Origin of the sequence: Aestuariivirga sp. (genome assembly GCF_965227715.1) — a bacterium.
Taxonomy (GTDB): domain Bacteria; phylum Pseudomonadota; class Alphaproteobacteria; order Rhizobiales; family Aestuariivirgaceae; genus Aestuariivirga.
The window spans coordinates 2,080,142-2,106,021 of the sequence record NZ_OZ245771.1 but is presented as its reverse complement, the minus strand read 5'-3'; the positions used below and the strand labels follow the sequence as shown (position 1 = coordinate 2,106,021).

General features: G+C 63.0%; 22 protein-coding genes and 2 pseudogenes. 21 read left to right on the top strand and 3 right to left on the bottom strand.

Annotated elements, in window-relative coordinates; genetic code table 11:
- Positions 1 to 58: 58 nt before the first annotated feature.
- The 3 genes from ACO06F_RS09880 to speB all read left to right on the top strand — a co-directional run bounded on the left by ACO06F_RS09880 (position 59) and on the right by speB (position 2,840).
- A complete protein-coding gene (locus tag ACO06F_RS09880) occupies positions 59 to 667 on the top strand; it encodes a L,D-transpeptidase (protein WP_421696511.1) in 609 nt (202 codons plus the stop codon).
- A 147-nt stretch (positions 668 to 814) separates the two neighbouring features.
- Positions 815 to 1,735, top strand: a complete 921-nt coding sequence (locus ACO06F_RS09875) for a sulfotransferase domain-containing protein (protein ID WP_421696510.1) — start codon at positions 815 to 817, stop codon at positions 1,733 to 1,735.
- 154 nt (positions 1,736 to 1,889) lie between these two features.
- On the top strand, positions 1,890 to 2,840 hold the full coding sequence (gene speB / locus ACO06F_RS09870) for an agmatinase (RefSeq protein ID WP_421696509.1): 951 nt from the start codon (positions 1,890 to 1,892) through the stop codon (positions 2,838 to 2,840).
- Here speB and ACO06F_RS09865 read toward each other — a convergent pair.
- Complete coding sequence (locus ACO06F_RS09865) at positions 2,828 to 3,784, bottom strand: alpha/beta hydrolase (protein ID WP_421696508.1); 957 nt, start codon at positions 3,782 to 3,784, stop codon at positions 2,828 to 2,830. The two genes, speB and ACO06F_RS09865, sit on opposite strands and share 13 nt — an antisense overlap.
- Positions 3,785 to 3,891: 107 nt before the next feature.
- Here ACO06F_RS09865 and ACO06F_RS09860 point away from each other — a divergent pair, with 107 nt between their 5' ends.
- From ACO06F_RS09860 to phoB, 8 genes and pseudogenes are all read left to right on the top strand, one after another.
- Positions 3,892 to 4,914: an ATP-binding protein gene (locus tag ACO06F_RS09860; RefSeq protein ID WP_421696507.1), complete on the top strand. Its 1,023-nt coding sequence runs from the start codon at positions 3,892 to 3,894 to the stop codon at positions 4,912 to 4,914.
- 201 nt (positions 4,915 to 5,115) lie between these two features.
- Positions 5,116 to 6,156: a PstS family phosphate ABC transporter substrate-binding protein gene (locus tag ACO06F_RS09855; RefSeq protein WP_421696506.1), complete on the top strand. Its 1,041-nt coding sequence runs from the start codon at positions 5,116 to 5,118 to the stop codon at positions 6,154 to 6,156.
- A gap of 90 nt (positions 6,157 to 6,246) precedes the next feature.
- The gene (gene pstC / locus ACO06F_RS09850; RefSeq protein ID WP_421696505.1) at positions 6,247 to 7,425 is read left to right on the top strand and encodes a phosphate ABC transporter permease subunit PstC; all 1,179 of its coding nucleotides are present in this window, start codon (positions 6,247 to 6,249) and stop codon (positions 7,423 to 7,425) included.
- Positions 7,418 to 7,786: pseudogene (locus tag ACO06F_RS09845) on the top strand (DUF3333 domain-containing protein); the annotation flags it as partial. The gene pstC and the pseudogene ACO06F_RS09845, both read left to right, overlap by 8 nt.
- Before the next feature lie 435 nt (positions 7,787 to 8,221).
- Positions 8,222 to 8,917: pseudogene (gene pstA / locus ACO06F_RS09840) on the top strand (phosphate ABC transporter permease PstA); the annotation flags it as partial.
- An 89-nt stretch (positions 8,918 to 9,006) separates the two neighbouring features.
- Positions 9,007 to 9,759: a phosphate ABC transporter ATP-binding protein PstB gene (gene pstB, locus ACO06F_RS09835; protein WP_421696656.1), complete on the top strand. Its 753-nt coding sequence runs from the start codon at positions 9,007 to 9,009 to the stop codon at positions 9,757 to 9,759.
- Positions 9,760 to 9,776: 17 nt separating this feature from the next.
- Positions 9,777 to 10,499, top strand: coding sequence for a phosphate signaling complex protein PhoU (phoU, locus tag ACO06F_RS09830; RefSeq protein ID WP_421696504.1), 723 nt, complete (start codon positions 9,777 to 9,779; stop codon positions 10,497 to 10,499).
- A complete protein-coding gene (gene phoB / locus ACO06F_RS09825; protein WP_421696503.1) occupies positions 10,496 to 11,197 on the top strand; it encodes a phosphate regulon transcriptional regulator PhoB in 702 nt (233 codons plus the stop codon). Before phoU ends, phoB begins: the two co-directional genes overlap by 4 nt.
- A gap of 5 nt (positions 11,198 to 11,202) precedes the next feature.
- On the opposite strand, the gene ACO06F_RS09820 is transcribed toward phoB, so the two are convergent.
- Positions 11,203 to 12,081, bottom strand: a complete 879-nt coding sequence (locus tag ACO06F_RS09820; protein ID WP_421696502.1) for a DMT family transporter — start codon at positions 12,079 to 12,081, stop codon at positions 11,203 to 11,205.
- 145 nt (positions 12,082 to 12,226) lie between these two features.
- On the opposite strand from ACO06F_RS09820, the gene ACO06F_RS09815 reads away from it, so the two are divergent.
- The gene (locus tag ACO06F_RS09815; RefSeq protein WP_421696501.1) at positions 12,227 to 13,027 is read left to right on the top strand and encodes a BtpA/SgcQ family protein; all 801 of its coding nucleotides are present in this window, start codon (positions 12,227 to 12,229) and stop codon (positions 13,025 to 13,027) included.
- A gap of 7 nt (positions 13,028 to 13,034) precedes the next feature.
- Here the strand turns inward: ACO06F_RS09815 and ACO06F_RS09810 are convergent, their stop codons facing one another.
- Positions 13,035 to 13,574, bottom strand: coding sequence for a GcrA family cell cycle regulator (locus ACO06F_RS09810; RefSeq protein ID WP_421696500.1), 540 nt, complete (start codon positions 13,572 to 13,574; stop codon positions 13,035 to 13,037).
- Between the two features lie 430 nt (positions 13,575 to 14,004).
- Here ACO06F_RS09810 and ACO06F_RS09805 point away from each other — a divergent pair, with 430 nt between their 5' ends.
- The 9 genes from ACO06F_RS09805 to ACO06F_RS09765 all read left to right on the top strand — a co-directional run bounded on the left by ACO06F_RS09805 (position 14,005) and on the right by ACO06F_RS09765 (position 25,862).
- Positions 14,005 to 15,189 (top strand): aspartate aminotransferase family protein, encoded by a 1,185-nt coding sequence (locus ACO06F_RS09805; RefSeq protein WP_421696499.1) that lies wholly within the window; start codon positions 14,005 to 14,007, stop codon positions 15,187 to 15,189.
- Positions 15,190 to 15,199: 10 nt separating this feature from the next.
- Positions 15,200 to 16,129: an ornithine carbamoyltransferase gene (gene argF, locus ACO06F_RS09800; protein WP_421696498.1), complete on the top strand. Its 930-nt coding sequence runs from the start codon at positions 15,200 to 15,202 to the stop codon at positions 16,127 to 16,129.
- Positions 16,126 to 17,079: an Hsp33 family molecular chaperone gene (locus ACO06F_RS09795; protein WP_421696497.1), complete on the top strand. Its 954-nt coding sequence runs from the start codon at positions 16,126 to 16,128 to the stop codon at positions 17,077 to 17,079. Before argF ends, ACO06F_RS09795 begins: the two co-directional genes overlap by 4 nt.
- A 290-nt stretch (positions 17,080 to 17,369) precedes the next feature.
- Complete coding sequence (locus ACO06F_RS09790) at positions 17,370 to 18,944, top strand: ABC transporter substrate-binding protein (RefSeq protein WP_421696496.1); 1,575 nt, start codon at positions 17,370 to 17,372, stop codon at positions 18,942 to 18,944.
- A 210-nt stretch (positions 18,945 to 19,154) separates the two neighbouring features.
- Positions 19,155 to 20,762: an ABC transporter substrate-binding protein gene (locus tag ACO06F_RS09785; RefSeq protein WP_421696495.1), complete on the top strand. Its 1,608-nt coding sequence runs from the start codon at positions 19,155 to 19,157 to the stop codon at positions 20,760 to 20,762.
- Between the two features lie 138 nt (positions 20,763 to 20,900).
- A complete protein-coding gene (locus ACO06F_RS09780; protein WP_421696494.1) occupies positions 20,901 to 21,872 on the top strand; it encodes an ABC transporter permease in 972 nt (323 codons plus the stop codon).
- Positions 21,869 to 22,771: an ABC transporter permease gene (locus ACO06F_RS09775; protein WP_421696493.1), complete on the top strand. Its 903-nt coding sequence runs from the start codon at positions 21,869 to 21,871 to the stop codon at positions 22,769 to 22,771. Before ACO06F_RS09780 ends, ACO06F_RS09775 begins: the two co-directional genes overlap by 4 nt.
- A 4-nt stretch (positions 22,772 to 22,775) precedes the next feature.
- Entirely contained in the window at positions 22,776 to 24,416 is a 1,641-nt protein-coding gene (locus ACO06F_RS09770; protein ID WP_421696492.1) for an ABC transporter ATP-binding protein, read from the top strand.
- An 84-nt stretch (positions 24,417 to 24,500) separates the two neighbouring features.
- Positions 24,501 to 25,862: a flavin reductase gene (locus ACO06F_RS09765; protein WP_421696491.1), complete on the top strand. Its 1,362-nt coding sequence runs from the start codon at positions 24,501 to 24,503 to the stop codon at positions 25,860 to 25,862.
- Positions 25,863 to 25,880: the final 18 nt, after the last annotated feature.

Here is a 25,880-nt window from a genome sequence, read left to right as displayed (position 1 = left end):
AAAGCAAGATGAACGCCGGGCAGACCGGCGGCAAAACGGGATCAAAGGGAAAACGGTCATGAACAAGCTCTTCACCTCTATCGCCTCCGCCCTCCTCGGCATGGGCCTCCTCGCAACTGCAGCCTGCGCCGGCCAGGTGGCCCCCAGCCAGCAGGATGGCCCCTTCCAGGGCGTCGTCATCGTCCCCACCTCGGCAAGCCCCGCCGAGGCGTCGGGCGCGGCCCAGGACTTCAAGCGCGGCAAGCTGGTCGATTTCTCGGCCGCTGCGCGCGAAGGTGACATCATCATCAACACCAAGCAGAACCGGCTCTATTTCGTGCTGGGTGATGGCAAGGCCATGATGTACCGCGTCGCCACCGCCAAGAAGGGCTTCGAATGGCGCGGCTCCCACCAGGTGTCCAGCATGGTGAAGTGGCCGGATTGGCGCCCCCCGCAGGAAATGCGCAAGCGCCGCCCCGAGCTTCCCGCCTATATGGCAGGTGGCCCCGACAATCCGCTGGGCGCCCGCGCGATCTATCTCGGCTCTTCGATCTACCGCATCCACGGCACCAATGAGCCGTCCTCCATCGGCAAGGCCGCCTCCTCGGGTTGCATCCGCATGCTGAACGAGGATGTGAGCGAGCTCTACCGCCATGTGAAGATCGGTGCCCGCGTCACGGTGATGTGAGTCCGCGATTGCAATTTTGTCCCCAAGCCTCTGGCCCCGCATGCGGGGCCTTTTCTTTGTCGCTGTGATTTTCAGCACAGTGCGCCGGATCCGCTGCGGTTATGACCCCCGCCAGACGGAAAGATAGCAACCAAAGGAACGACACTGATGCAAGATGCAAGCGCCACGGCCTGGCCGAAGAAGACGCGTGAACTCCACAACCACCACATGGATTCGACCGTGTGGAACGATTTCCCATTCCGCGAGGGTGATACGATCATCGCCACCTGGGGCAAGTCCGGCACCACCTGGATGCAGCAGATTGTCTCGCAGTTGATCTTCGAGGGTGCGGAGGGGATCGACCTTCCCGCCCTCTCGCCCTGGCTCGACCTGCGCATCATGCCGAAGGAGGCGATCGAGGCGGTGAAGAACCAGCCGCACCGCCGCGTCATCAAGACTCACCTTCCCGCCGAAGCCATGGTGATCTCGCCAAAGGCCAAATACATCTACATCGCACGCGACGGGCGGGACGCCGTCTGGAGCGCTTACAATCACATGGCCAATTTCAAGCCGGAGGTGTTCGGCCTCTTCAACAACACGCCGGGCCGCGTCGGACCCGAGTTGAAGCCACCCCCGGCCTCCGTCCACCAGTTCTATCGCGAATGGTTCGAGAAGGACGGCTACCCGCTGTGGTCCTTCTGGGAGAACATCCGCAGTTGGTGGAACCTCCGGCATCTGCCCAATGTCCTGCTCATCCACTTTAACGACATGAAACGCGATCTGCCGGGCACGGTGCGGCAGGTGGCGAATTTCCTCGAACTGGAACGGGATGAGAAGATCACCGCCAAGGTCGTGGAGCATGCCAGCTTCGACTGGATGAAGCGTCACGCCCACCTTGCCGCGCCGATGGGCGGCGCGATCTGGGAAGGCGGGGCCACCACCTTCATCAACAAGGGCACCAATGGCCGCTGGCAGGGTACGCTCACTCCTGCCGACATCCGCGCCTATGATGCCCGCGCCATGGCTGAACTGGGCCCCGACTGCGCCGCCTGGCTGGAAGCTGGTCGCTTCTCCCGCGCTGTGGCCTGAAGGCTCTACGCCACGCCCCCCTCCGTGCCTCCTTTCCTCCGCCCAGGGCGGGGAAAGGGGGTATGGGCACGCATGGCGCCACGCGGGGGCATGGCATTTCCACCTCGCCCCGCGGGCGCTAGACTGCGGCGGATCAGATGGAGCAGAATCGCCGATGACGAGAAGTTTCAACCAGCCGCTCGGCGGCAATGACATGCCGCGCTTTGCCGGCCCCGCCACCATGATGCGGCTTCCCACGCAATCCACCGCGGAAGGCCTCGACGTGTGCTTCGTGGGCGTGCCGATTGACATCGGGTCCTCCAACCGTTCCGGCACGCGCCATGGGCCGCGGCAGATCAGGGCGGAGTCCTGCATGATCCGCCCCTACAACATGGCAACCCGCGCCAAGCCCTTCGAGTCGCTGCAGGTGGCGGATATCGGCGATGTCGCCATCAACACCTTCGATCTGAAGAAGACCGTCGGCATCATCGAGAAAGCCTATGATGCAATTCTGGGCGCCGGGTGCACGCCGCTCACCCTGGGGGGCGATCACACGCTGACACTTCCCATCCTCCGCGCCATGAAGAAGAAGCATGGGCCGGTGGCACTGATCCACGTCGATGCCCATGCCGACATCAATGACGAAATGTTCGGTGAGAAGATCGCCCATGGCACCCCCTTCCGCCGCGCGGTGGAGGAGGGGCTCCTGGCCTGTGACAAGGTCTATCAGATCGGGCTTCGCGGTTCGGGCTACAGCCCGGAGGATTTCGATTGGCCGCGGAAGCAGGGCTTTACGGTGATCGAGGCCGAGCAGTGCTGGTACAAATCACTGGCGCCGCTGATGGCGGAGGTGCGGGCGAAGATCGGAGATCACCCGGTCTACCTCACCTATGACATTGACAGCCTGGACCCCGCCTTCGCGCCCGGCACCGGCACGGTGGAGGTGGGCGGCCTCTCAACCTGGCAGGCGCTCGAAATCATCCGCGGCTGCCGCGGCCTCAATCTTGTGGGAGGCGACCTGGTCGAGGTCTCGCCACCGCTGGACCCCGTTGGCAACACAGCACTCATCGGCGCCAACTTCCTGTTCGAGATGCTCTGCGTGTTGCCGGGCGTTCAATATGGCTGAAGCGCCCCTTCGTGGGCGAGGTGGCGCACCGCGGCCGTGATGGCCTGAAATCCTGCCATCGCGGCGCGGCTCTGGTGGCGCGAGCGCCAGTAGGAATGCGCCAGGGCCGGCTCTTCACGGAGTTGCACGGGAACGCCGGCCGTCTTCAGCCTGTCATGAAAGATCACGCCGTCGTCATGAAGCGGGTCGTGGCCGGCAACGGTGATGAAGCAGGGCGGCAGTCCGCTCACGTCCGGCGCGATGTTGGGAACGCCTTCGGGGTCCCTCCAGCCCGGAGAGCCTTCAGGACCCAGAAGTGCCGTGAGGCAGTCAAACATCTCTTCCCGGCTCAGCGCGGGTGATTGCGCGTGGCGCCGGTAGGACTCTGTCTCGAAATCGGCCCCCAGAGCGGGGTTGATGAGAACGAGGCCGCGCAGTGGGCCCCCGCCTTCCCGCTTCAGCCGCAGGGCAAGGCCTGCGGCCACCTGGCCCCCCGCACTGTCCCCCGCGGCGATGATATGGGTGGGGTCGATGCCAATGGCGCGCCCTGAGCTCCGCATCCAGTCCAGCACGCGGTGGGCGTCATCAACTTGCGCCGGGTGCGGGTGTTCGGGCGCCAGCCGGTAGTCGAAGCAGACGACCACCACATCCGCTCCGTCCGCCAGTTCGGCGCAGAGGTCGTCATGCGTTTCGCAGGATCCCATCGTCCAGCCGCCGCCATGGGCATAGAGAACGCCGGGCTTGGGCTCCTCCCCCGGCGGGCGGTAGATACGCACATGAATCCCGTCGGGCGTCAGGTCTTCCACCATCAGATGCGGCGGCCTGCGGGCGCGCTCGCGGATGCAGTGTGCTTCCCATGCCAGGCGCTGCCGTTCCAAGGGCCATGCGGGGTCCCATGGCTCTGCCTGGGCGGCCAGCGCTTCGAAATGGCGCTGCGTTTCGGCATCGAAGGGCGTGCTGCTCATGAGGCTAGGCTCCCGGAAGCTAATCTGTCATATGAGCCTGCAATCCTGCAGCAATGCAGCTGCTTCGTCCATTGATCCAAACCCTCTGGCCCCAAGGCAACCGGCCCATGGCTCCTGAGCCCATTCCCGCCGCCGCAGATGTGGTGCACGCGCTGCCCGACCCGGCACTCGTGGTCGATGCGGCAGGCGTGGTCGTGCTGGCCAATGCCGAGGCCGTGCACATGCTGGAGGCAGACCCCCGCGGCCGCCACCTGTCCGCCTCGATCCGCGTTCCGGCCGTTCTCGAGGCCGTCACCGCCGCGGCCTGCGGCGAAGGCGGCGCCAGCGTGGATTATGAATTGCGCGTGCCGATGCCGCGGAGCTTCCGCGCCCATGTCTCGTGCCTGGGGCCCGCCAAGGGTGCTCTCATCGTGCTGCGGGATTTGACGCGCGAACAGCAGATCGAGCGGATGCGCGCCGATTTCGTGGCCAATGCCAGCCACGAACTCAGAACGCCTCTTGCAGCGCTTTCGGGCTTTCTCGAAACCATTCTGGGTGCTGCGAAGAATGACCCGAAGGCCCAGGAGAAATTCCTCGGCCTGATGCGCAGCCAGGCCGAGCGCATGCGGCGGCTGATCGATGATCTCCTGTCGCTCTCCCGCATCGAAATGAATGAGCATCTCCGCCCCTCGGACGAGGTGGACCTGAACCAGGCCGCAGGCCATGTGCGCGACGTGCTTTCCGGCATGGCGAAGGAACAGGGCTGCGAACTGCAACTCGTCAGCGATGGCCCGCTCATGGTGGCCGGGAGCCGGGATGAACTCGTACAGGTGGTGCAGAACCTGGTCGAGAACGCGCTCAAATATGCAGGCTCCGGCAAGCTGGTTGAAATCATCGTGCAGCGCAGCGGCAACTGGGCGGAGGTCAGCGTGAAAGACCACGGCCCCGGCATTGCCGAGGAGCATATTCCGCGCCTCACCGAACGCTTCTATCGCGTCAATGTGCAGGAGAGCCGGTCCCGCGGCGGAACGGGTCTTGGCCTTGCCATCGTCAAGCACATCATCAACCGCCACCGCGGCAAACTTGCCATCACCTCGGAACTGGGCAAGGGCAGCACCTTCACCATGAAGCTTCCGGCCAAGTCCTCCTGAATGCCGTCATCCCCGCGAAGGCGGGGATCCAGCCTCCTTGCAGCGGGAGAAGCGGGATTCCGGCCTTCGCCGGGATGACGGTTGCATAATATTCATTACATTTCATAATCTTACGCCGTCACAAAAGTGTAATCCAAAGGTCACATAAGCGTTTTGTGGCGACCCTAGTTTCCGCCTGCCTCAGACAGGAGAGACACAACAATGAAGCGCATTCTTCTCACCGCCAGCCTCGTGGCGCTGACTGCCGTCCCCGCCTTCGCGGCGCGTGACCAGATCCGCATCGTCGGGTCCTCGACGGTTTATCCCTTCACCACCGCCGTAGCCGAGCAGTTCGGCAAGGCCTCCGGCATGAAGACGCCGGTCGTTGAATCAACCGGCACCGGCGGCGGCATGAAGCTGTTCTGCGCTGGTGTGGGCGAAGACACGCCGGACTTCACCAACGCTTCCCGCACCATCAAGAAGTCCGAGTTCGATGATTGCGTGAAGAATGGCGTTACCGAAGTGGTCGAGATCAAGGTTGGCTTCGATGGCCTCTCGGTCGCCCAGTCCAAGGAAGCGCCGGAAGCTGCCCTGACCAAGCAGCAGCTGTTCCAGGCGCTCGCCAAGAACATCCCCGACAAGGATGGCAAGCTGATCCCGAATCCCAACAAGAACTGGAGCGACATCGACCCGTCGCTGCCCAATGTGAAGATCGAAGTGCTGGGCCCGCCGCCCACCTCCGGCACGCGTGACAGCTTCGCTGAGCTGGTGATGGAAGCAGGCGCGCTGAAGTATCCGAGCCTGGCCGACCTCAAGAAAGCGGACGCCAAGGCGTTCGAAGCGGTGTGGAAGTCGATCCGTGAGGACGGCGCCTATGTCGAAGCCGGCGAGAACGACAATCTGATCGTCCAGAAGCTTCAGGCCAACCCGACCGCGCTCGGCATCTTCGGCTATTCCTTCGTCGAGCAGAACGGCAACGCCATCAAGGACATTGCCATCGACGGCGTGAAGGCCACCTATGAGTCGATTGCCGACGGGTCCTACAAGGTGTCCCGCCCGCTCTTCATCTATGTGAAGAAGCAGCATGTGGACCAGATCCCCGGCATGAAGGAATTCATCGCCGAATACGTGTCTGACAAGGCGCTGGGCGAAGATGGCTACCTCTCGGAGAAGGGCCTCGTGACGCTTCCGGGTGAGCAGGCCGAGAAAACCCGTGCAATTGCCACAAGCCTCGAGCCCCTGTCGGGCGACACGCTGAAGTAATTGCACTTGCGAAGGGATCGGGGGGACCGCGGATGAACCGGCCCCCTGGTCCTGAACTGTTTTGACGGTGTGAAAGAAGGAACGCCCGGCATGTTTCTCTGGACTGTTCTGCTGGTGCTGCTCCTGGCCGCTGTGGCTTATGCGGCGGGCCAAAGGCGGGCCTCAGCGCTGGTGACCCCGGCCGGCACGCGCCTGCATTCGCTTCCGTCCTATCATGGCCTTCTCCTTGGCGCCGGTGCGCTGCTGGGGGGCCTTGCGCTGGCGATTGCCGGCTCTCTTGCCTTCGGTGTGCAATCCCCCTGGACGGCCGTGGCCGCGGTGATTGGCGCGCTCATCGCAGCTGTTCCGCTCTATGGCAGAACCGCAGTCGATTTCCGCGCCCGCAACCTGTTCGAGCGGGTGACGATGGCGGTGCTGATTGCCTGCTCCGCCGTGGCCGTGCTCACCACCATCGGCATCGTCTTCTCGGTGCTCTTTGAAACACTGATTTTCTTCCGCTCAGTCTCCCCCATTGAATTCCTCTTCGGCACGCACTGGTCGCCCAATGGCACGCCTGCCTCCTTCGGTTTCGTGCCGCTGCTCGCCGGCACGCTGCTGATCACGGTGATTGCGATCGGCGTTGCGGGTCCCTTAGGACTTCTCTCGGCCGTCTACATGGCGGAATATGCCTCGCCCCGGCTCCGCAACGTGCTGAAGCCGGTGCTCGAGATCCTGGCTGGCATCCCAACCGTGGTGCTGGGCTTCTTCGCGGCGCTCACCGTGGCTCCGCTGATCCGCACGGGCGGCGAATCGCTGGGCCTCAACGTCGCCTCCGAATCGGCGCTGGCCGCAGGCCTCGTGATGGGCATGATGATCGTGCCGCTGATCTCGTCCCTCTCGGATGACATCATCAACGCCGTGCCGCAGGCCCTGCGGGATGGCTCCTATGCGATGGGCGCGACCAAATCCGAAACCATCAAGAAGGTGGTGCTGCCCGCGGCCTTGCCGGGCATCGTCTCAGCCTTCATGCTCGCCATCTCCCGCGCCGTGGGCGAGACGATGATCGTCGTCATGGCGGCCGGCCTTGCGGCCAACCTCACTGCCAATCCCCTCGCCGCCGTCACCACCATCACAGTGCAGATCGCAACGCTGCTGGTGGGCGACCAGGAGTTCAACTCCCCCAAGACGCTCTCTGCCTTCGCGCTGGGCTTCGTCCTGTTCTTCTTCACGCTCATGCTCAACTACATCGCACTCCGCATTGTGCAGAAATACCGGGAACAGTATGACTGAGCCTCGCTCGGACCTCGTGCGCAAGCGCTACGCCGCGGAACGCCGCTTCCGCTTCTATGGCGCGGCAGCCCTGGGCCTTACCGCGCTCTTCCTCGCCTTCCTGCTGATCGACATCGTGTCGAAGGGCATCCCCGCCTTCACCGAGCACACGGTGAAGCTGGAGGTGACCATCGATCCATCGGAAGTGGACGCCGCAAAGCCTGCGGCCGGCAATTACGACAAGCTGGTCAAGGATGCGTTCCGCAGCCTGTTCCCGGACGTGTCCGGCCGGGCGGACCGCAAGGCGCTGACCTCGCTCGTCTCCTCCGGCGCCGCCGATGATTTGCGCAGCATCGTGGTGGCGGACCCCGCCCTCATCGGCCGCACCGTCACCTTCCCGGCGCTGTTGGGCGATGATGCCGATCTCTATCTGAAAGGCCTGCAGACCGGCCTTGCAACCACGCCCGGCAAGACGCTCCTCCATGTGGTGCCGCTCGAAGGGGAAGAGGGTGCCTATCTCCTGACCGGCGATACGCCCGAGCAGCCCTTGGGCCTGGCTCCGGGCGAAGTCATCCGTTTCAAGAGCGGCGTGCTCCGCGTCACCAAGGTGGAGAACGGCTATGTGACGGCAGAGGCCCTGCTGCCGCCCGCCCCCACCCAGCAGACGCTGGACCCCGGCCACTGGGAACGTCTCACCTTCTCGGTCCCTGAAGCCAACCGCCGCATCGGCGACCGCCAGGCGCTCTGGCTGGAGCAGCTTGAAACCCAGGGCCGCGTCGAAACCGGCATTGCCTGGCGCTTCTTCACCGCGGGCGACTCGCGTGAGCCGGAACTCGCAGGCATTCGCGGCGCGCTGATTGGCTCTCTCCTGACCGTTGCCGTGGCGCTGGCGCTCGCGCTGCCGCTGGGCATTGCGGCTGCCGTCTATCTGGAACAGTTCGCGCCCAAGAACCGCTGGACGGATGTGATCGAGGTGAACATCAACAATCTCGCCGCCGTGCCCTCGATCATCTTCGGCCTTCTGGGCCTTGCGGTGTTCCTCAACTTCTTCGGCCTGCCGCGCTCCGCACCCGTAGTGGGTGGCCTGGTGCTGGCACTTCTCGTGCTGCCCACCATCATCATCGCCTCGCGTGCCGCGCTCAAAGCCGTGCCGCCGTCGATTGCCGAAGCGGCCTTGGGCGTTGGTGCCTCGCATCAGCAGGCGGTGTTCCACCACGTGCTGCCACTTGCCCTTCCCGGCATCATGACCGGCACCATCCTGGGGCTCGCGCGCGCCTTCGGTGAAACCGCACCTCTGCTGATGATCGGCATGGTGGCCTTCATCGCCGATATTCCGCATGGCTTCACCAGTGCCGCAACCGTGCTTCCCGTGCAGGTATTCCTGTGGTCGGATCTGCCGGAGATTGCCTTCAAGGCGAAAACCGCCGGGGCCATCATCGTGCTGCTGGTCGTTCTCTTCACTCTCAACGCCGCTGCCATCTGGCTGCGCAAGCGCTTCGAACGGCGCTGGTAGGATATGCAAGGATCATGGACATGAACGCCCCCCTTCGCTTCGAAACCCTCATCACCCCCGAAAACCCGCGCGCGCTCGCGAGTGGCAAGATGAAGATTCAGGCCCGCGAGGTCGATGTCTATTATGGCGAGAAGCACGCCATCAAATCGCTCTCGATCGACATTCCGGACCGCGCCGTCTCGGCCTTCATCGGACCTTCTGGCTGCGGCAAGTCCACCTTCCTGCGCTCCATCAACCGCATGAACGACACCATCCCCTCATGCCGCGTGACGGGAAACATCCTGATCGACGGTCAGAATATCTATGATCCGAAGCTGGACGTGGTGCAGCTGCGCGCCCGCGTCGGCATGGTGTTCCAGAAGCCGAACCCCTTCCCCAAATCGATCTATGAGAATGTGGCCTATGGCCCGAAAATCCACGGCTTCGCCAAGGGCAAACCCGATCTGGACCAGATCGTGGAGCAGAGCCTGCGCAAGGCCGGCCTCTGGGAGGAGGTGAAGGACCGCCTCACGCATTCCGGCACCAGCCTGTCCGGTGGCCAGCAGCAGCGCCTCTGCATCGCGCGCGCCATTGCGGTGAACCCGGAGGTGATCCTGATGGACGAGCCGTGCTCTGCCCTGGACCCCATCGCCACGGCGCGGATCGAGGAGCTCATCGGCGAGCTTCGCCAGAACTACTGCATCGTCATCGTCACCCATTCCATGCAGCAGGCAGCGCGCGTCTCCCAGCTCACGGCCTTCTTCCATCTTGGCACGCTCGTCGAATATGGTGACACCGACGAGATGTTCACGGCACCCCAGGAAAAGCGCACGCAGGATTATATCACGGGCCGCTTCGGCTGAGCCCTCGGAGAACTGACATGTCGGACCATATCGTGAAGGCCTATGACGAGGATCTGTCCCAGCTCAAGATGATGCTGGCGCAGATGGGCGGCCTGGTGGAGCAGCAGCTCGATGACGCCATCGACGCGCTGTCGCGCCGGGACACCACACTCGCCGACCGGGTGATCCAGAATGACGAGCGCGTGGACGTGCTGGAGCATCAGGTGGAGGAGAAGGCGATCGCCACCATCGCCAAGCGCCAGCCCATGGCGCGCGACCTGCGCGAAATCATGGTGGCAATCCGCGTTGCCTCCGATCTCGAACGCATCGGGGACCTTGCCAAGAACACGGCAAAGCGCACCCATGCCATGTCGGATCAGCTGCCGCGGAAGCTGATGTCAGGCGTGACGCGCATGGGCCGCCTCGCGCAGTCCGAACTCAAGAACATTCTCGATGCCTATTCGCGCTCCGATGCCTTTCTCGCCATGGAAGTCTGGCGCTCGGACGAGGATCTGGATGCGCTCTATAATTCGATCTTCCGCGAGCTTCTGACCTATATGATGGAAGATCCGCGCAACATCAGCCTCTGCACGCATCTGCTGTTCGGCGCCAAGAACATGGAGCGGATCGGCGACCACGCGACGAACATCGCGGAGAACATCCATTATCTCGTGCATGGCAAGCCCCTGGCCGAGGGCCGTCCCAAGAAGGACGTGACCAGCTCGCTCCGCATCGATCCCGAAAGGCCAGATGAGACATGAGTGCATCGATCCTGGTCGTTGAAGACGAGGAGCCGATCCAGATCCTCCTCAGCTACAACCTCGAGTCCGAGGGTTACCGGGTGCGCCACACCGCGGATGGCGAGGACGTGGCCCCGCTCATCGGTGAGGAGCGCCCCGACCTGATCCTGCTGGACTGGATGCTGCCCGGCATGTCGGGAATCGAAGTCTGCAGGCTGCTTCGGGCCAAGCCCGAAACGCGTGACATTCCGATCATCATGCTGACCGCCCGCAGCGAGGAGGCCGAACGCGTGCGGGGCCTCGCCACCGGCGCTGACGACTATATGGTGAAGCCTTTCTCCGTGCCGGAGCTTCTGGCCCGCATCCGCACCATTCTGCGGCGTGCGAGGCCCGAGGCCGTGGCGGACCAGCTGAAAGCCGGTGAACTTTCGCTCGACCGCAAAACCAGGCGGGTGACCCGCGCGGCGCGCGACATCAACCTCTCGCCCACCGAGTTCCGCCTGCTCGAACATTTGATGCAGAACCCGGGCCGCGTCTATTCCCGCGCCCAGCTCCTGGACACCGTGTGGGGCCATGATGTTTATGTGGACGAGCGCACGGTGGACGTCCATGTGGGCCGCCTGCGGAAATCCTTGAGCCGTGGCCGTGAGCTTGACCCCATCCGCACTGTGCGCGGCATGGGCTATTCCTTCGACGAGCGCTTCGGCAAGGCCGGCTGAGCCCCTCAGGCCCTGATCCGCGACCTGCGGCCGAACACATAGAGGCCAGCGCCCAAGATCATGGCGATGCCGATGAGCGTCCAGACATCCGGGACGTTGTGGAACACCAGGACGCCGAAGATCGCGGCCGAGAGGATCTGGAAATAGCTGAAGGGCGAGAGCACATTTGCCGGCGCCAGGGAAAACGCCCGCGCCAGAAAATGCTGCCCCCAGCCGAAACTCGCGCCCAGCGCCAGAAACACCAGCGCGTTCGACAGGTCAATCGCGCGCCAGTCCATCAGCGCTACCGGCAGTGAAACGGCGGTGCCGACCAGCAGCGTCCAGGCGAGCGTGGTGCCCGGGCTCTCGCCCGCTGCACCCAGCTGGCGGCTCAGCAATTGCAGCAGGGCATAGAAGACGGCCGCAAGCGCCGGAAAGATCGTATAGACCGACAGCGCATCGAGGCCCGGCCGGGCCACGAACAGCACCGCCAGAAAGCCGATGGCAACACCAACCCAGCTTGAGGCATCCACATGCTCGCCCAGCATCCAGCCCGACAGCGCCACCACGATGAACGGTCCAGCAAAGAGGATGACGGTCGCCTCCGCCAGCGGAAGGTAGCGCACCGCGAAGACCATCAACCCGCCCACGAAGACGGGCGTCAGCCCGCGGATGATCTGAAGCCCAGGCCGCTTGGTGGCGAACAGCCCTTGCAAGTTGCGGGGTCCGGTGGCGAGCAGCAGAACGGCAAGGGCCGGGGCATAGCGCGCCAGCATGATCTGGCCGAAGGACTGGCTGCCGATCAGGATCTTGCTGAAGCCATCCACCGCCCCGAAACAGCTGACCGCCGCAATGAGGAGTAAAATGCCAAGCGTGTGGTGCGTGCGTGGCTGGCCAGTCTTCATCAATTGCTTTTGAGTGGGTTTGCGTGCCGTGGCAACCCGTATTGCATACGCCGCAGCCCGATAATGTTTGAATTTGAAAGGATTGCCGCCTAAACCGCCGGTCCGTTGGCGGGCGCAGGGAACGCCGTTCCGGGAGCAGAGGCAAATGGTTTTCGATTTCTTTGGCAGCAAGAAGAAGGTGATCATCGCCATGGCGCACATCGGCGCCATGCCAGGTTCCCCCCTCTATGACGAGAAGGGCGGCATGAACAAGCTGATCGACGGTGTTGCCGCCGACATCGAGAAGCTTCAGGCAGGCGGCGTCGACGCCATCATGTTCGGCAACGAGAATGACAGGCCCTACCTGCTCAAGGCCACGCCGGAATCAACCGCCGCCATGACCGCAGTGGTGAGCGCGCTGAAGTCCATGATCAAGGTGCCCTTCGGCGTCAATTATCTGTGGGACCCGACGGCCAGCGTCGCCATTGCCGCCGCCACGGGGGCAAGCTTCGTGCGGGAAATCTTCACCGGCGTCTTCGCCTCCGACATGGGCGTCTGGGCGCCCGATGCCGCAACGCCTGCGAGGCTCAGGCGCAATCTCGGCCGCGCTGACCTGAAGCTGCTCTACAACATCAATGCCGAGTTTGCTTACTCCCTCGACGAGCGGCCGATCGAACTGCGCGCCCGCAGCGCGGTCTTCTCCTCGCTGGCGGATGCGATCCTCGTGTCGGGCCCCGTCACGGGAGAGCCCGCTGACCAGTCTCAGCTCCGCAAGGTCTGCGACACGGTGAAGGATGTGCCGGTCTTCGCCAATACGGGTGTGACAATCGACAATGTGACGGACACGCTTGCTCTCGCAAGCGGCGTCATCATCGGCACCCATTTCAAGGTGGATGGCATCACCTGGAATGCCGTTGATGAAGCCCGCGTGAAGCGCTTCATGGACAAGGTCGAAACCCTGCGCTGACGCTTCCTCAGCCGAAGGAGAGTTTGCGGTTCCGCCGGTCCTGCATGGGCTGGTAGGCCAGCCGTGCATGATATTCACAATAGGGTGAGCCATCGCGGGGGCCATGGCCGCAGAAGCAGAATTCCTCGCTGCCGGGGTCGCCGATCGGCCATTTGCAGGTCTTGTCGGAGAGGTGGAGGATCGTGACCCGGCCATCCTGCGGCAGGTCCACCAGGCGCAAGGGCTGCGGCTCTGGGATTGCGGCAGGGCGGGCGTGCACTTCGGCGCGCATCATGGGCTTGAGGGCCGAGGTGCCGGCAATCGGCAGGCTCGGCATGCCGCTGCCGCCCGCACGCGGCGCCAGGCTGGGCTCGCGCTGCTTCCTTGGCTGGCGGGGCTGTGTGGCGCGCTGCTGTTGCACCCGGCCCGAGAGGTTGAGGCGGTGAACCTTGCCGATCACGGCATTGCGGGTCACACCCGAACCCAGCCTTCCGGCAATCTGGCTGGCGCTCAAGCCTTCCGTCCAGAGCTTTTTGAGAAGCTCCACGCGCTCATCTGTCCAGGACAATTTCGCCCCTCCTAGATTGATTTCCTGCTGTTCGATCAACGGAATCCCTCATGCCTCGCCGGACCCGCTCCGTCCCGGCGTGTTAATCCACTAAACTGACTGTTGGCCGCTACATCTCGTAGCTGATTGCCCGGACACTACAATACGCGGTGACTCGACCGCAACCTTCAGAGCGGGAATCGGGATCGTTTTCCCCAGTTTCCGGTCTTGGGCCTCGGTTAAAGAAACCTTATCAGCCGAAGGAATCAGGGGTCCATGCGCTGTTTTGACTCAGTGTGGACAACCGTGAATCACGGCATGGGCCCCGTGAATCACTGCAGGGCCCAAGCTGCGATTGACCGCGGAGCGCCTTGGATTTATAAGCTTTTTGGCTTGTGGCGCCCACCTTGACCGGCGGGCGCCTTTTGATTTCCAGCCTTAAGGTTCCGCCATGATCACGCCCGTTCTCCCCACCTATGCCAGAGCGAAAGTCGCTTTCGAGCGCGGGGAGGGGGTGCGCGTCTTTACTCCTGAGGGCGAGGCCTACCTCGATTTCGGCGCCGGCGTGGCGGTGACGAGCTGCGGGCATTCCCACCCGCATCTGGTGATGGCCCTGACCGATCAAGCCCAGAAGATCTGGCATACGTCCAACCTCTACCAGATGCCGGGCCAGGAGAAGCTGGCGCAGCGCCTGATCGATGCGACCTTCGCGGATACGGTGTTCTTCACCAATTCCGGCGCCGAGGCGCTGGAATGCGCGATCAAGATGGCGCGGAAGTATCATTCGGCGAACGGACACCCGGAGAAGTTCCGCATCATTACCTTCGAGGGCGCCTTCCACGGCCGCACCCTGGCGACAATTGCGGCCGGCGGCCAGGCGAAATATCTCGAAGGCTTTGGCCCCAAGGTTGAAGGCTTCGATCAGCTGCCCTTTGGCGATCATGACGCGCTGAAGACGGCGATCGGGCCGGAGACGGCAGCCATCCTGATCGAGCCGGTGCAGGGCGAGGGCGGCATCAGGCCGGTTCCGCCGCAATGCCTGCGGGGCCTGCGCGCCCTGTGCGACGAGCACGGCATTCTTCTGATCTTCGACGAAGTGCAATGCGGCATCGGCCGCACCGGCAAGCTCTTCGCCCATGAGTGGGCGGGGATCACGCCCGATATCATGGCCATTGCCAAGGGCATTGGCGGCGGCTTCCCGCTGGGCGCGTGCCTGGCCACGGAAGAAGCGGCGAAGGGCATGACGGCGGGGACGCATGGCTCCACCTTCGGCGGCAATCCACTGGCAACCGCGGTGGGCAATGCCGTGCTGGATGTGGTGCTGGCGCCAGGGTTTCTGGACAGTGTTCAGCAGCGCGCGCTCACCTTGAAGCAGAAGCTTGCGGGCCTGAAGGATCAGCACCCCACGATCATCGCGGATATCCGGGGCGAGGGGCTGATGGTGGGCATCAAATGCAAGGTTCCGAATACGGCGTTTCAGGCAGCGGCACTCGATCAGCATCTCCTCACCATCGGGGCGGGAGACAATGTGGTGCGCCTGCTGCCCCCCTTGATCGTGACGGATGCGGATATCTCCGAAGCCGTCGACAAGCTCGACCGCGCCGCACGCGCGCTCGAGGTCAGGGCTTCGGCCTGAGGACCAGCAGATGACAGTTCCGAAGCATTTTCTCGATATCTCCGATTTTGACGCGGTGACGCTCAACGCCATCATCGCCAAGGCGCGCGCCATGAAGGATGCGCGCCGGGGCCTGCCCAAGGGCCTGCGCGAGAAGGACGAACCCCTGAAGGGCCGCATGCTGGCGCTGATCTTCGAGCGGCCCTCGACCAGGACCCGCGTGTCCTTCGAAGTCGGCATGCGGCAGCTGGGCGGCGAGACGCTGGTGCTCTCCTCAACCGATATGCAACTGGGCCGCGGCGAAACGATTGCCGATACGGCGCGGGTTCTCTCACGCTATGTGGATGCGATCATGATCCGCGCCGCGCAGCATTCGAACCTGGCGGAACTGGCCGCTGCCGCCACCGTTCCCGTGATCAACGGCTTGACGCCCCTGACCCACCCCTGCCAGGTGATGGCGGATGTCATGACGCTCGAGGAACATGTGGCACCGCTCAAGGACTTGACCGTAAGCTGGGTGGGTGACGGCAACAACGTCGCCGCGTCCTGGATACATGCAGTTGGTTGCATGGGTGGAAAGCTGCGGATCGGCGCCCCGCAGGAGCTTGCACCGTCTCGCGCAGTGCTGTCCTGGGCACGCTCGCACGGTGCCGATGTGACCCTCACCACCTCTCCGGAAGAGGCCGTCGAGGGTGCGGACTGCGTGATCACCGATGCCTGGGTTTCGATGCATGACAAGGACGCCGCCAGCCGCCACAATCTGCTGAGGCCCTATCAGGTCAACCGGCAGCTGATGGAGCGGGCCAGGCCAAATGCCAAGTTCATGCACTGCCTTCCCGCCCACCGCGGCGAAGAGGTGACGGATGAGGTGATGGACAGTCCCAATTCGCTGATTTTCGATGAGGCGGAAAACCGCCTGCATGTGCAGAAGTCCATTCTTCTCCATTGTCTGGGTGCATGATGACGGCGGATTTCGTGCCCCTGCCGGACGACCTGGTGCTGCCCTTCGAGATCAAGCCCCTTGGCGTTCGCGGCCGCGTGGTGCGGCTGGGCCCGGCGGTTGACGACATTCTGCACCGCCATGCCTATCCGGCCCCTGTTTCGGCTCTCCTGGCGGAGGCTGTGTCCCTTGCCGCCATGCTGGGCGCGATGCTGAAGTTCGATGGCAAGTTCATCCTCCAGACCAAATCCGATGGCCCCGTCGACATTCTGGTGGCGGACTATGTTTCGCCCGGCAAGGTGAGGGGCTATGCCCGTTTCGATGCGGCGCGCGTTGCAGCACTCACCAACCCCGACCAGGCCAGCCTTCTTGGAACCGGCTATCTCGCGATGACGGTGGACCAGGGGCAGGATATGGAACGCTACCAGGGCATCGTTCCACTGGATGGAAATGACCTAACGGCAGCGGCCCACAGCTATTTCGAGAAATCCGAGCAGATCCCCACCCGCATCCGCATGGCGGCGGGCCCACTTCTCCAGCGCGGCAGCAAGGTGGAAAGCTGGCGGGCAGGCGCTGTCATGGTGCAGCACCTGCCGCGCGATGGCGGCATCAGCCCGCTTCCAACCCACTCGGGCGATGCCCCGCCAGGAGCCGATGCGCCCCCGGACGAGAATGACGATTGGGTGAAGGCCAGGCTTCTGCTCGATACCGCGGAAGACCATGAGCTGCTGGACCCGCTGCTCACCGCCGAGGAACTGCTATTCCGGCTTTACCACGAGGATGGGGTGACCGTTTATCCGGCGACCCCGGTTGAGCGTTACTGCAGCTGCTCCCAGGAGAGCATCACCAGCATGCTGGCACGGTTTCCGGCGGAGGACCAGGCGGACATGGTGGAGAATGGCGAAATCACCGTCACCTGTGAATTCTGCTCCACCACCTACAAGGTGGCGCCGGGTGACATCAAGGCCTGACGGTTTCTGCGGCCGACGTCGTATTTGCGCCGAAACCTGTCCAATTCGTTAGTAGTATTCACCATGGGACCGTGCAACTCTGATTGACGGACAACCATCCCCGTGACAGGTTCACGGAAAATAGGGCCGCAAAGGCCCCAAGCATAAAGAAGAACGGACAAGGGAGAGGCGGAGGACTTAAGGCAGGGGATGTGGCAATCGCACATCCCGCCCGCATCCGATCCCAAACCCAGCCGCAAGACTGACCGGTCACTTATGGAGAGAGACGTATGACGGAATTAGAGAGCAAGATGAAAGCAGCCCAGAAGGCCGTGGGCCTCGGGAAGCTGTCACGCCGCGATTTCATCCAGTTCGCAATGGCCACCGGCATGACGCTGGCCGCAGCCAACACCCTGTTCGCCCGCGCCGCCCGCGCCGAGCCCAAGAAGGGCGGCGTGTTCAAGGCCGCCGTCGGCCACGGCCAGACGACCGACTCGCTGGATCCCGCCACATGGTCCAACGGCTTCACCTTCGCCTGGGGCAAGTCCGTCATGGGCGCGCCGCTCGTGCAGATCAACCAGAAGAACGAAGTCGTGCCGCACGTTGCCGAAAGCCTCGAGCCTTCGGATGGCGCCAAGAAGTGGGTCGTCAAGCTCCGCAAGGGCATCACCTTCCACAATGGCAAGACGCTGACCGCCGATGACGTGGTCGCCACCATCAACTACCACATCGGACCGGACTCGAAGTCGCCTGCCAAGGGCGTGCTCTCGAACCTCGTGTCGGTGAAGGCCGATGGCCCGGACACGGTGGTCTTCGAACTGAACGGCGGCAACGCGGACTTCCCCTACCTGCTCTCCGACTATCACCTTGCCATGTATCCTTCCGAGGGCGGCAAGATTCAGTGGGAGAAGGGAATCGGCGCTGGTCCCTACGTGCTCAAGTCCTTCGAGCCCGGCATCAAGATGACGGCCGAGCGCAACCCCAATTATTTCGGCACCACCTATTTCGACGGGATCGAGCTCTTGTCGATCATCGACGTGGCCGCCCGCACCAACGCCTATCTCTCAGGCGAAGTGCACTTCATCGACCGTGCCGACCTCAAGACCATCGACATGCTGAAGAACGCGCCGGATACGGCCCTCTACAATGTGTCGGGCACCGCGCTTTATTCCGCGCCGATGCTGGTCGATGCCGCACCCTTCGACAAGGTCGAAGTGCGCCAGGCCATCAAGTGGGCGATCAACCGCCAGGAACTGGTGGACAAGATCCTCTACGGCTATGGCTCGCCGGGCAATGACAACATGCTGGCACCTTCGCTCAAGTATGCGATCCAGCCTGAGCCGGTCTACACCTATGATCCGGACAAGGCCAAGGCGCTGCTCAAGAAGGCCGGCATGGAAAACCTCAAGGTCGATCTCTCGGCCTCGGATGCAGCCTTCCCCGGCGGCGTCGATGCAGCACTGCTGATGGCTGACCAGGCCAAGGCTGCCGGCATCGAAATCAATGTCGTGCGCGAGCCGAACGACAGCTACTGGGATAACGTCTGGATCAAGAAGCCCTGGTGCCAGTGCTACTGGGGTGGCCGCCCGACCGCGGATTCCTTCCTCTCGATCTCCATGGCGGCAGACGCTGCCTGGAACGACACCAAGTGGAAGAACCCGCGCTTCAACGAGCTGCTCGTCGCGGCCCGTGCGGAGACGGACGAAGCCAAGCGCCAGGCGATGTATGCCGAGTGCCAGCAGCTCGTCCATGACGACAGCGGACAGATCGTGCTGATGTTCAACAACTACGTCGGCGCGCTCTCCAATGCGGTCGGCCATGGCGAATTCAACACCGATTTCGACCATGACGGCGGCTTCATGTATGAGCGTTGGTGGATGGCGTAATCCGCCGGCACCAATATGATTGCTTTGTAACATTGGGACCCCGTCAAGCGATTGACGGGGTCTCTTCGTCGTGTGAACCTGTTCGGCGGACGGCAGTAACTCCCGAGCGTGCCAGCAGCTAAGCTGGCCGCCGAGGAGGCGGAAACAGCACACGCGCCGGACGGGGAAAAAACATTGGCCGGGACGCCCGGCTTCAGGGAGAAGATTTCGATGAACGAACTGCAGCACAAGCTGAATGCGGCGCTCAGCCAGGCGGTACGCGGCCGCATCAGCCGGCGTGAATTCACCCAGCTGGCTCTTGCCTCGGGCGTGACCCTGGCGGCGGCCAATGGCATGTTCACCAAGGCCTGGGCCGATGAGCCCAAGAAGGGCGGCACCTTCAAGATCGGCGTGGGCCACGGCGCCACCACGGACTCGATGGACCCCGGCACCTATCCCGACCAGTTCACCGGCACCGCCCTGTGGGGAACGCTGGCGAACAGCCTCACCGAGATCGACGCCGACGGCAACGTGGTGGGCGACATCGCCGAATCCTTCGAGTCCTCCGAGGGCGCCAAGAAGTGGGTGTTCAAGGTCAGGAAGGGTGTCACCTTCCACAACGGCAAGCCGGTGACGGCTGATGATGTGGTGGCCTCGCTCCAGCATCACCGTGGCGAGAATTCGAAGTCGGCTGCAAAGTCGCTTCTTAAGGAAATCGTTGTCCTCAAGTCCGATGGGCCCGACACGGTGGTCTTCGAGCTCTCCGGCGGGAACGCTGACTTCCCCTACACCGTCTCCGACTATCACATGCCCATCATGCCGAAGAAGGATGACGGGTCGGTTGACTGGGAATCCGGCATCCGCACCGGCGCCTACAAGCTCGAGAAGTTCGAGCCCGGCGTCCAGGCCTCCTTCACCAAGAATGAGAACTACTACAAGCCCGGCAAGGGCTGGTTCGACGCTGTCCAGTTCCTTTCGATCAAGGATTCTGCCGCGCGCACCAATGCGCTGCTCTCGGGCGAAATCCAGTATATGGACCGCTGCGACCTGAAGACGCTCGATCAGCTCAAGTCCAACACGGACTTCACCGTCTCCGAAATCACCGGCTACGGCCACTATATCTATGTGATGAACGTGACGCAGAAGCCGTTTGACGATGTGAATGTTCGTCTCGCCATCAAATATTCGATGAACCGTGACGACATTCTGGAGAAGGTGTTCCTGGGCCACGGCACGGTGGGCAACGACAACCCCATTGCCCCCACGGTCAAGTTCGCCGTCGATCCGCAGCCCAAGCACAGCTACAATCCGGACAAGGCCAAGGAACATCTCAAGAAGGCCGGCCTCGACAGCCTGAGCTTCGATCTCTCCGTGGCCGATGCCGCCTTTGCCGGCGCCGTCGACTCCGCCCTGCTGTGGAAGGAGGCGGCCAAGGCCTGCAACATCGACATCAACGTCATCAAGGAGCCGGAGGACGGCTATTGGGACAATGTCTGGCTCAAGAAGCCCTTCGTTGCCTCTTACTGGAGCGGCCGCCCGACCGTCGACTGGATGATGACCACGGCCTATGCCTCCGATGCCGCCTGGAACGACACGTTCTGGAAGAACGCGAAGTTCAACGAGCTCCTCATCGCCGCCCGCTCCGAGACGGACGAAGCCAAGCGTGCCGCCATGTATGCCGAAATGCAGCAGATCCTGCATGACGATGGCGGGCTGGTGAACATGCTGTTCAACTCATATGTGGAAGCGCATGTGAAGAACCTGGGCCACGGCAAAGTGGCGGCCAACTGGCAGCTCGATGGCATGCGCGTTGCCGAGCGCTGGTGGTACACGTCGTGATTTGACGGTAACAGCCATTCAAATGTCGGGGGCCGGACTGCAATTTGCAGTCCGGCCCCTATCATTTTGCTGTAGCAACACTGACACATCTGCTAGTGTTGACTGAGCGGGCCACAGAAGCCCAACTTGGGGAGAGCAATGCATCCGGTTCTCAAAACCGTTCTGCAGCGCTTGGGACTCGGATTGCTGACACTCTTCGTTGTGTCGATCGTCATTTTCGGGTCTCTTGAAATGCTGCCGGGTGGCTTCGCGGAAGCCATCCTGGGCCAAGGCGCGACACCTGAAACGGTCGCCGCCTTCAATCATCAAATCGGGCTGGACCGCCCCGCCACCATTCGCTACCTCGAATGGATCGGCAACATTCTGCAGGGGAACTTCGGTTACTCCTATGCAGGCCTGGGCGGCACCATCAAGCGCAGCGTGACGGACCTGATTGCGCCCCGGCTCTACAACACCTTCTTCCTCGCCATCATGACGGCCATCGTGGCCGTGCCGCTGTCCCTGGCCCTCGGCGTGCTGGCCGCACTCTACCGCAACAGCTGGTATGACCGGATCGTCAATTCGGTAACGCTGACGACCATCGCGACGCCCGAATTCTTCATCGCCTATCTGCTGATGTTCTTCTTCGCCATCAAGCACCGCTGGTTCTATTCGCTCTCCACCGTCTCGGACTCGACCCCCTTCTTCGAGCATATGTACCGGGCGGCGCTGCCAGCCCTCACGCTGACCCTGGTCATCGTGGCGCATATGATGCGCATGACGAGGGCGGCCCTCATCAACCTTCTCTCCAGCCCCTATATGGAAATGGCGCAGCTCAAAGGCGTTCCCCGCCGCGAGGCCATCGTCAGGCACGCGCTGCCAAATGCCTGGGCGCCCATTGCCACGGTCATTGCCTTCAATCTGGCCTATCTCGTGGTTGGTGTTGTCGTGGTTGAAGTGGTCTTCGTCTATCCCGGCATCGGGCAATTGATGGTGGACTCGGTCTCGAGCCGTGACATGCCGGTGGTGCAGGCCTGCGCGCTGATCTTCGCGGCGACCTACATCCTCCTCAATCTCTCGGCGGACATCGTGTCGATCATCACCAATCCGCGATTGTTGCACCCCAAATGACAGCGCAAGCCACCGACCTCCGCTCCGTCCGCGCCCGCCGCAGCCTGCTGCAGAACGTCAAGCGCGCTTTGGCCACGGCCCCGATCAGCGCCTGGTTTGGCATGATCGTGATCGTGATCTATGTCTTCGCCGCCATCTTCGCGCCGCTGATCGCACCCTATGGCGAGGCACAGGTGGTGGGCCGGGCCTACCAGCCCTCTGGCCCCGAATTCTGGCTCGGCACCGACCAGATCGGGCGCGACATGTTCTCCCGCCTGATCTATGGCGCACGCAACACCATCGGCATCGCCTTCATCACCACTCTGCTGTCCTTCGGCATTGGCGGTACGCTGGGCGTCTTGACGGCGCTGAAGCGTGGCTGGCTGGACCAGGGCATTTCGCGCATCGTCGATGCCTTCCTGGCCATTCCCGTTCTTATTTTCGCGCTGATGCTGCTCGCCGTCTTCGGCAAGAGCATCCTCAACCTCATTTTGATCCTCGCCTTGCTGGATTCGACGCGTGTGTTCCGGCTGGCGCGCGCCACCGCCCTCAATGTGGTGGTGATGGATTATGTCGAATCCGCCAAGCTGCGCGGCGAAGGCATGGGCTGGATCGTCTTCAAGGAAGTGCTGCCCAACATCCTGCCGCCGCTCATCACCGAGTTCGGCCTGCGCTTCTGCTTCGTCTTCCTGACGATCGCCGCACTGTCCTTCCTTGGGGTCGGCATTCAGCCACCCACGGCGGATTGGGGGTCCATGGTGGCGGAAAGCAAGACGCTCATCACCTTCCCGGTCAAGACCTTCCCCTACATTCCAGCGCCCTTCTACCCCGCGATTGCGATTGCGCTCTTGACCGTCGCGATCAATTTCGTGGTGGACTGGTTCCTGCACAAGACGAGTGGCCTTCGCGATGAAAAGTGATGCGATGAAGAGCGACAGGCAGCGCGTCAAGGGCGAGGCGCTGCTCCAGATCCGGGGCCTCAAGATCGAAGGCAGCTCGGATGGTGTGTGGCACCCCATCGTCAAGGGCGTGGACCTCACGCTGAAGCGCGGCGAAGTGCTGGGCCTCATCGGGGAATCGGGTGCCGGCAAATCAACGATCGGTCTTGCCGCCATGGGCTTTGCACGGCCGGGCTGCCGCATCGTCGATGGTAGCATTCTGTTCGATGGCATTGACCTGCGCGCCGCCGGGGAAGCTGAAAAGCGCCAGCTCTGGGGCGCGCGCATTGCCTATGTGGCGCAAAGTGCAGCCGCCGCCTTCAACCCCGCTCACAAGCTGATCGACCAGACTGTCGAGACCGCCGTGCGCGACGGGCTGATGACGCGTGACAAGGCCGTCTCGGACGCGGTTGATCTTTACCGCCGCCTGCAGCTTCCCAATCCCGAGCATATTGGCGACCGCTTTCCGCACCAGGTGTCGGGCGGGCAATTGCAGCGCGCGATGACGGCCATGGCCATGTCCTGCCGCCCCGACCTCATCATCTTCGACGAACCGACGACGGCGCTCGACGTGACCACGCAGGTGGAAGTCCTCGCCGCCATGCGCAACATCGTGGAGCAGTTCCACACGGCCGCAATCTATATCACCCATGATCTGGCGGTGGTGGCCCAGATGGCAGACCGCATCATGGTGCTGCGCCACGGCCTCGAGGTGGAGGAAGCCCCGACGCGTGAGATGCTGAAGGAGCCGAAGAAGGATTATACCAAAACGCTCTGGGCCGTGCGCAGCCTCGAGAAGGAAGAATCGATCAGCGAAGACATCACTCTCAGCATCCGCAATGTAGATGCGAGCTATTCGGGCGTCGTCAAGGTTCTGGACAATGTGACGGTGAAGCTGCCGCGCGGCCGCACCGTGGCCGTCGTCGGCGAGTCAGGCTCCGGCAAATCCACGCTCGCCCGCGCCATCACCGGCCTGCTGCCACCCTCCAAAGGTGACATTCTGTTCAACGGCAAGCCGCTGCCCAAGGCGCTGAAAGACCGTGACAAGTATACGCTCCGCCGCATTCAGATGATCTATCAGTCGGCGGATACGTCCCTCAATCCGCGCCAGACGATCCGGGACATCATCGGCCGTCCCATCGAGTTCTATCATGGCATCAAGGGCGCAGCACTTGACCGGCGCGTGGCGGAACTGCTCGATTCAATCGAGCTGAGCGAAAAATACATTGACCGGCTCCCGACCGAGCTTTCGGGCGGGCAGAAGCAGCGCATCTCCATTGCACGCGCGCTGGGAGCCCAGCCGGACATCATCATCTGCGACGAGGTGACCTCCGCGCTCGACCAGATCGTGCAGGAAGAAATTCTGACCCTTCTCATGCGGCTGCAGAAGGACACCAACGTCTCCTACCTGTTCATCACCCATGACATCGCAACCGTGCGCGCGATCTCGGACGAGATCGTGGTCATGCACCGCGGCAAGGTGGTGCAGCAGGGACCGAAGACGCAGGTGCTGAACCCGCCCTATCCGGCTTACACCGAACTTCTCCTCTCCTCCGTGCCGCAGATGGACCCGGATTGGCTGACAAACCTCCTCGCCGAACGCGCCCAGGCAAAGGTAAAAGCCTGAGACACACTCGTGAGCCCCCCTCCACCACGAGGGGGAGGGGAATCAAGCTCAACATTCCGCGTGCCTGACGGACCAGTGCCTATCATGACGAAAACAACCACAACGGTGAACGGCCTCGGCTACCGCGAGTCCGGTGAGGGCGAGGCAGTCGTCTTTCTGAACGGCAGCGGGGACGCATTCACCTCCACCCACCGGGTGATCGAGATGGACGCACCGGGCGGCACAAGCCCCCATGTGCTGCGGCTGCTTCTGGATGATCTTTCCATCACCTCCGCCAACATCGTGGCCCAAGGTGAGGCCGGCCCTTGTGCCGTGGCTTTCGCAGCGGGCTTTCCGGAACGTGTGCGCCGCCTTGCCCTGATCGATGCGGAATCTGAAGTGGTGCCGGGCGGCCTTGTCCTGTGCCCTGTGCTGATCTCTGGCGGAAACGCTGGAGCGCTGTCCGGCATCGGGCCCCGCGCCCGGGCTGCGGCCCCCGGTGATGCTTCAGAGCAGCTTGCCACTTTCCTGGCAGAGCGGCTCAGCAGTTTCGACAACCGGGAACTTCGCACGGCCTTCGGCAGCTTCATAACGGGCGTCACGATCGTCACAACGGCGGGCGTTGATGGAACGCCCCGCGGCTTCACCGCCAACAGCTTCACCTCCGTCTCGCTTGAGCCGCCGCTGCTTCTGATCTGCATCGGCAAGTCGGCGGCAAGCATGGAGGTCTTCCGCCAGGCCACGGGCTTTGCCGTCAACATCCTCTCAGAGGCGCAGAAGGATACCTCCGTGCTCTTCGCCTCGAAGCGGGCGGATAAGTTCGAAGCGGCGCGCTGGCGTCCGGGCCCCTTCGGAAACCCGCTGATCGAAGGCTCCGCCGCCTGGTTCGACTGCGCGCGCTACCGCGTGATCGACGCGGGCGACCACATCATCCTGATGGGCCATGTCGAAGGCTTCTCCTATTCGGATGCCAATCCCCTGGGCTATGCCCGCGGGCATTACATCACGCTCGGCCTCGAGCAGGCGGCGGTCAATGCCGCCTCCTCCTCCGGGCGCACCGTGGTGGGTGCGATCCTCGAAAGCGACAACCGCCTCATTCTGCTGCCTGACCCGGCACGCCCCAATGGCCTGGCGCTTCCCGAAGTAGGCCGCGAGGCGCAGCACGGCAGCGCTTCACGCCTCCATGAGTTGCTGCAGCGCGAAGGCATGGACGCGACACTGGGCTTTCTCTTCGCCGTGTTCGAGAACCCGGACACGCGCGAACAATGCATCTATTACAGGGGCGAGGCGCTGTTGCATGCGCGCGGCCGCACGGTGCTCGCCGATTTCGAGGAGATCCCCTGGGACAGGCTGCCCGATGAGGCGGCCCGCGCCATGCTGCGGCGCTACGTGGCGGAGCGAAAGATCGGGCGCTTCAAGATCTATTCGGGTGATCACCGCCAGGGCACCGTCAAGGCCGTCGACTGAGGGACGTTGATAGACGCC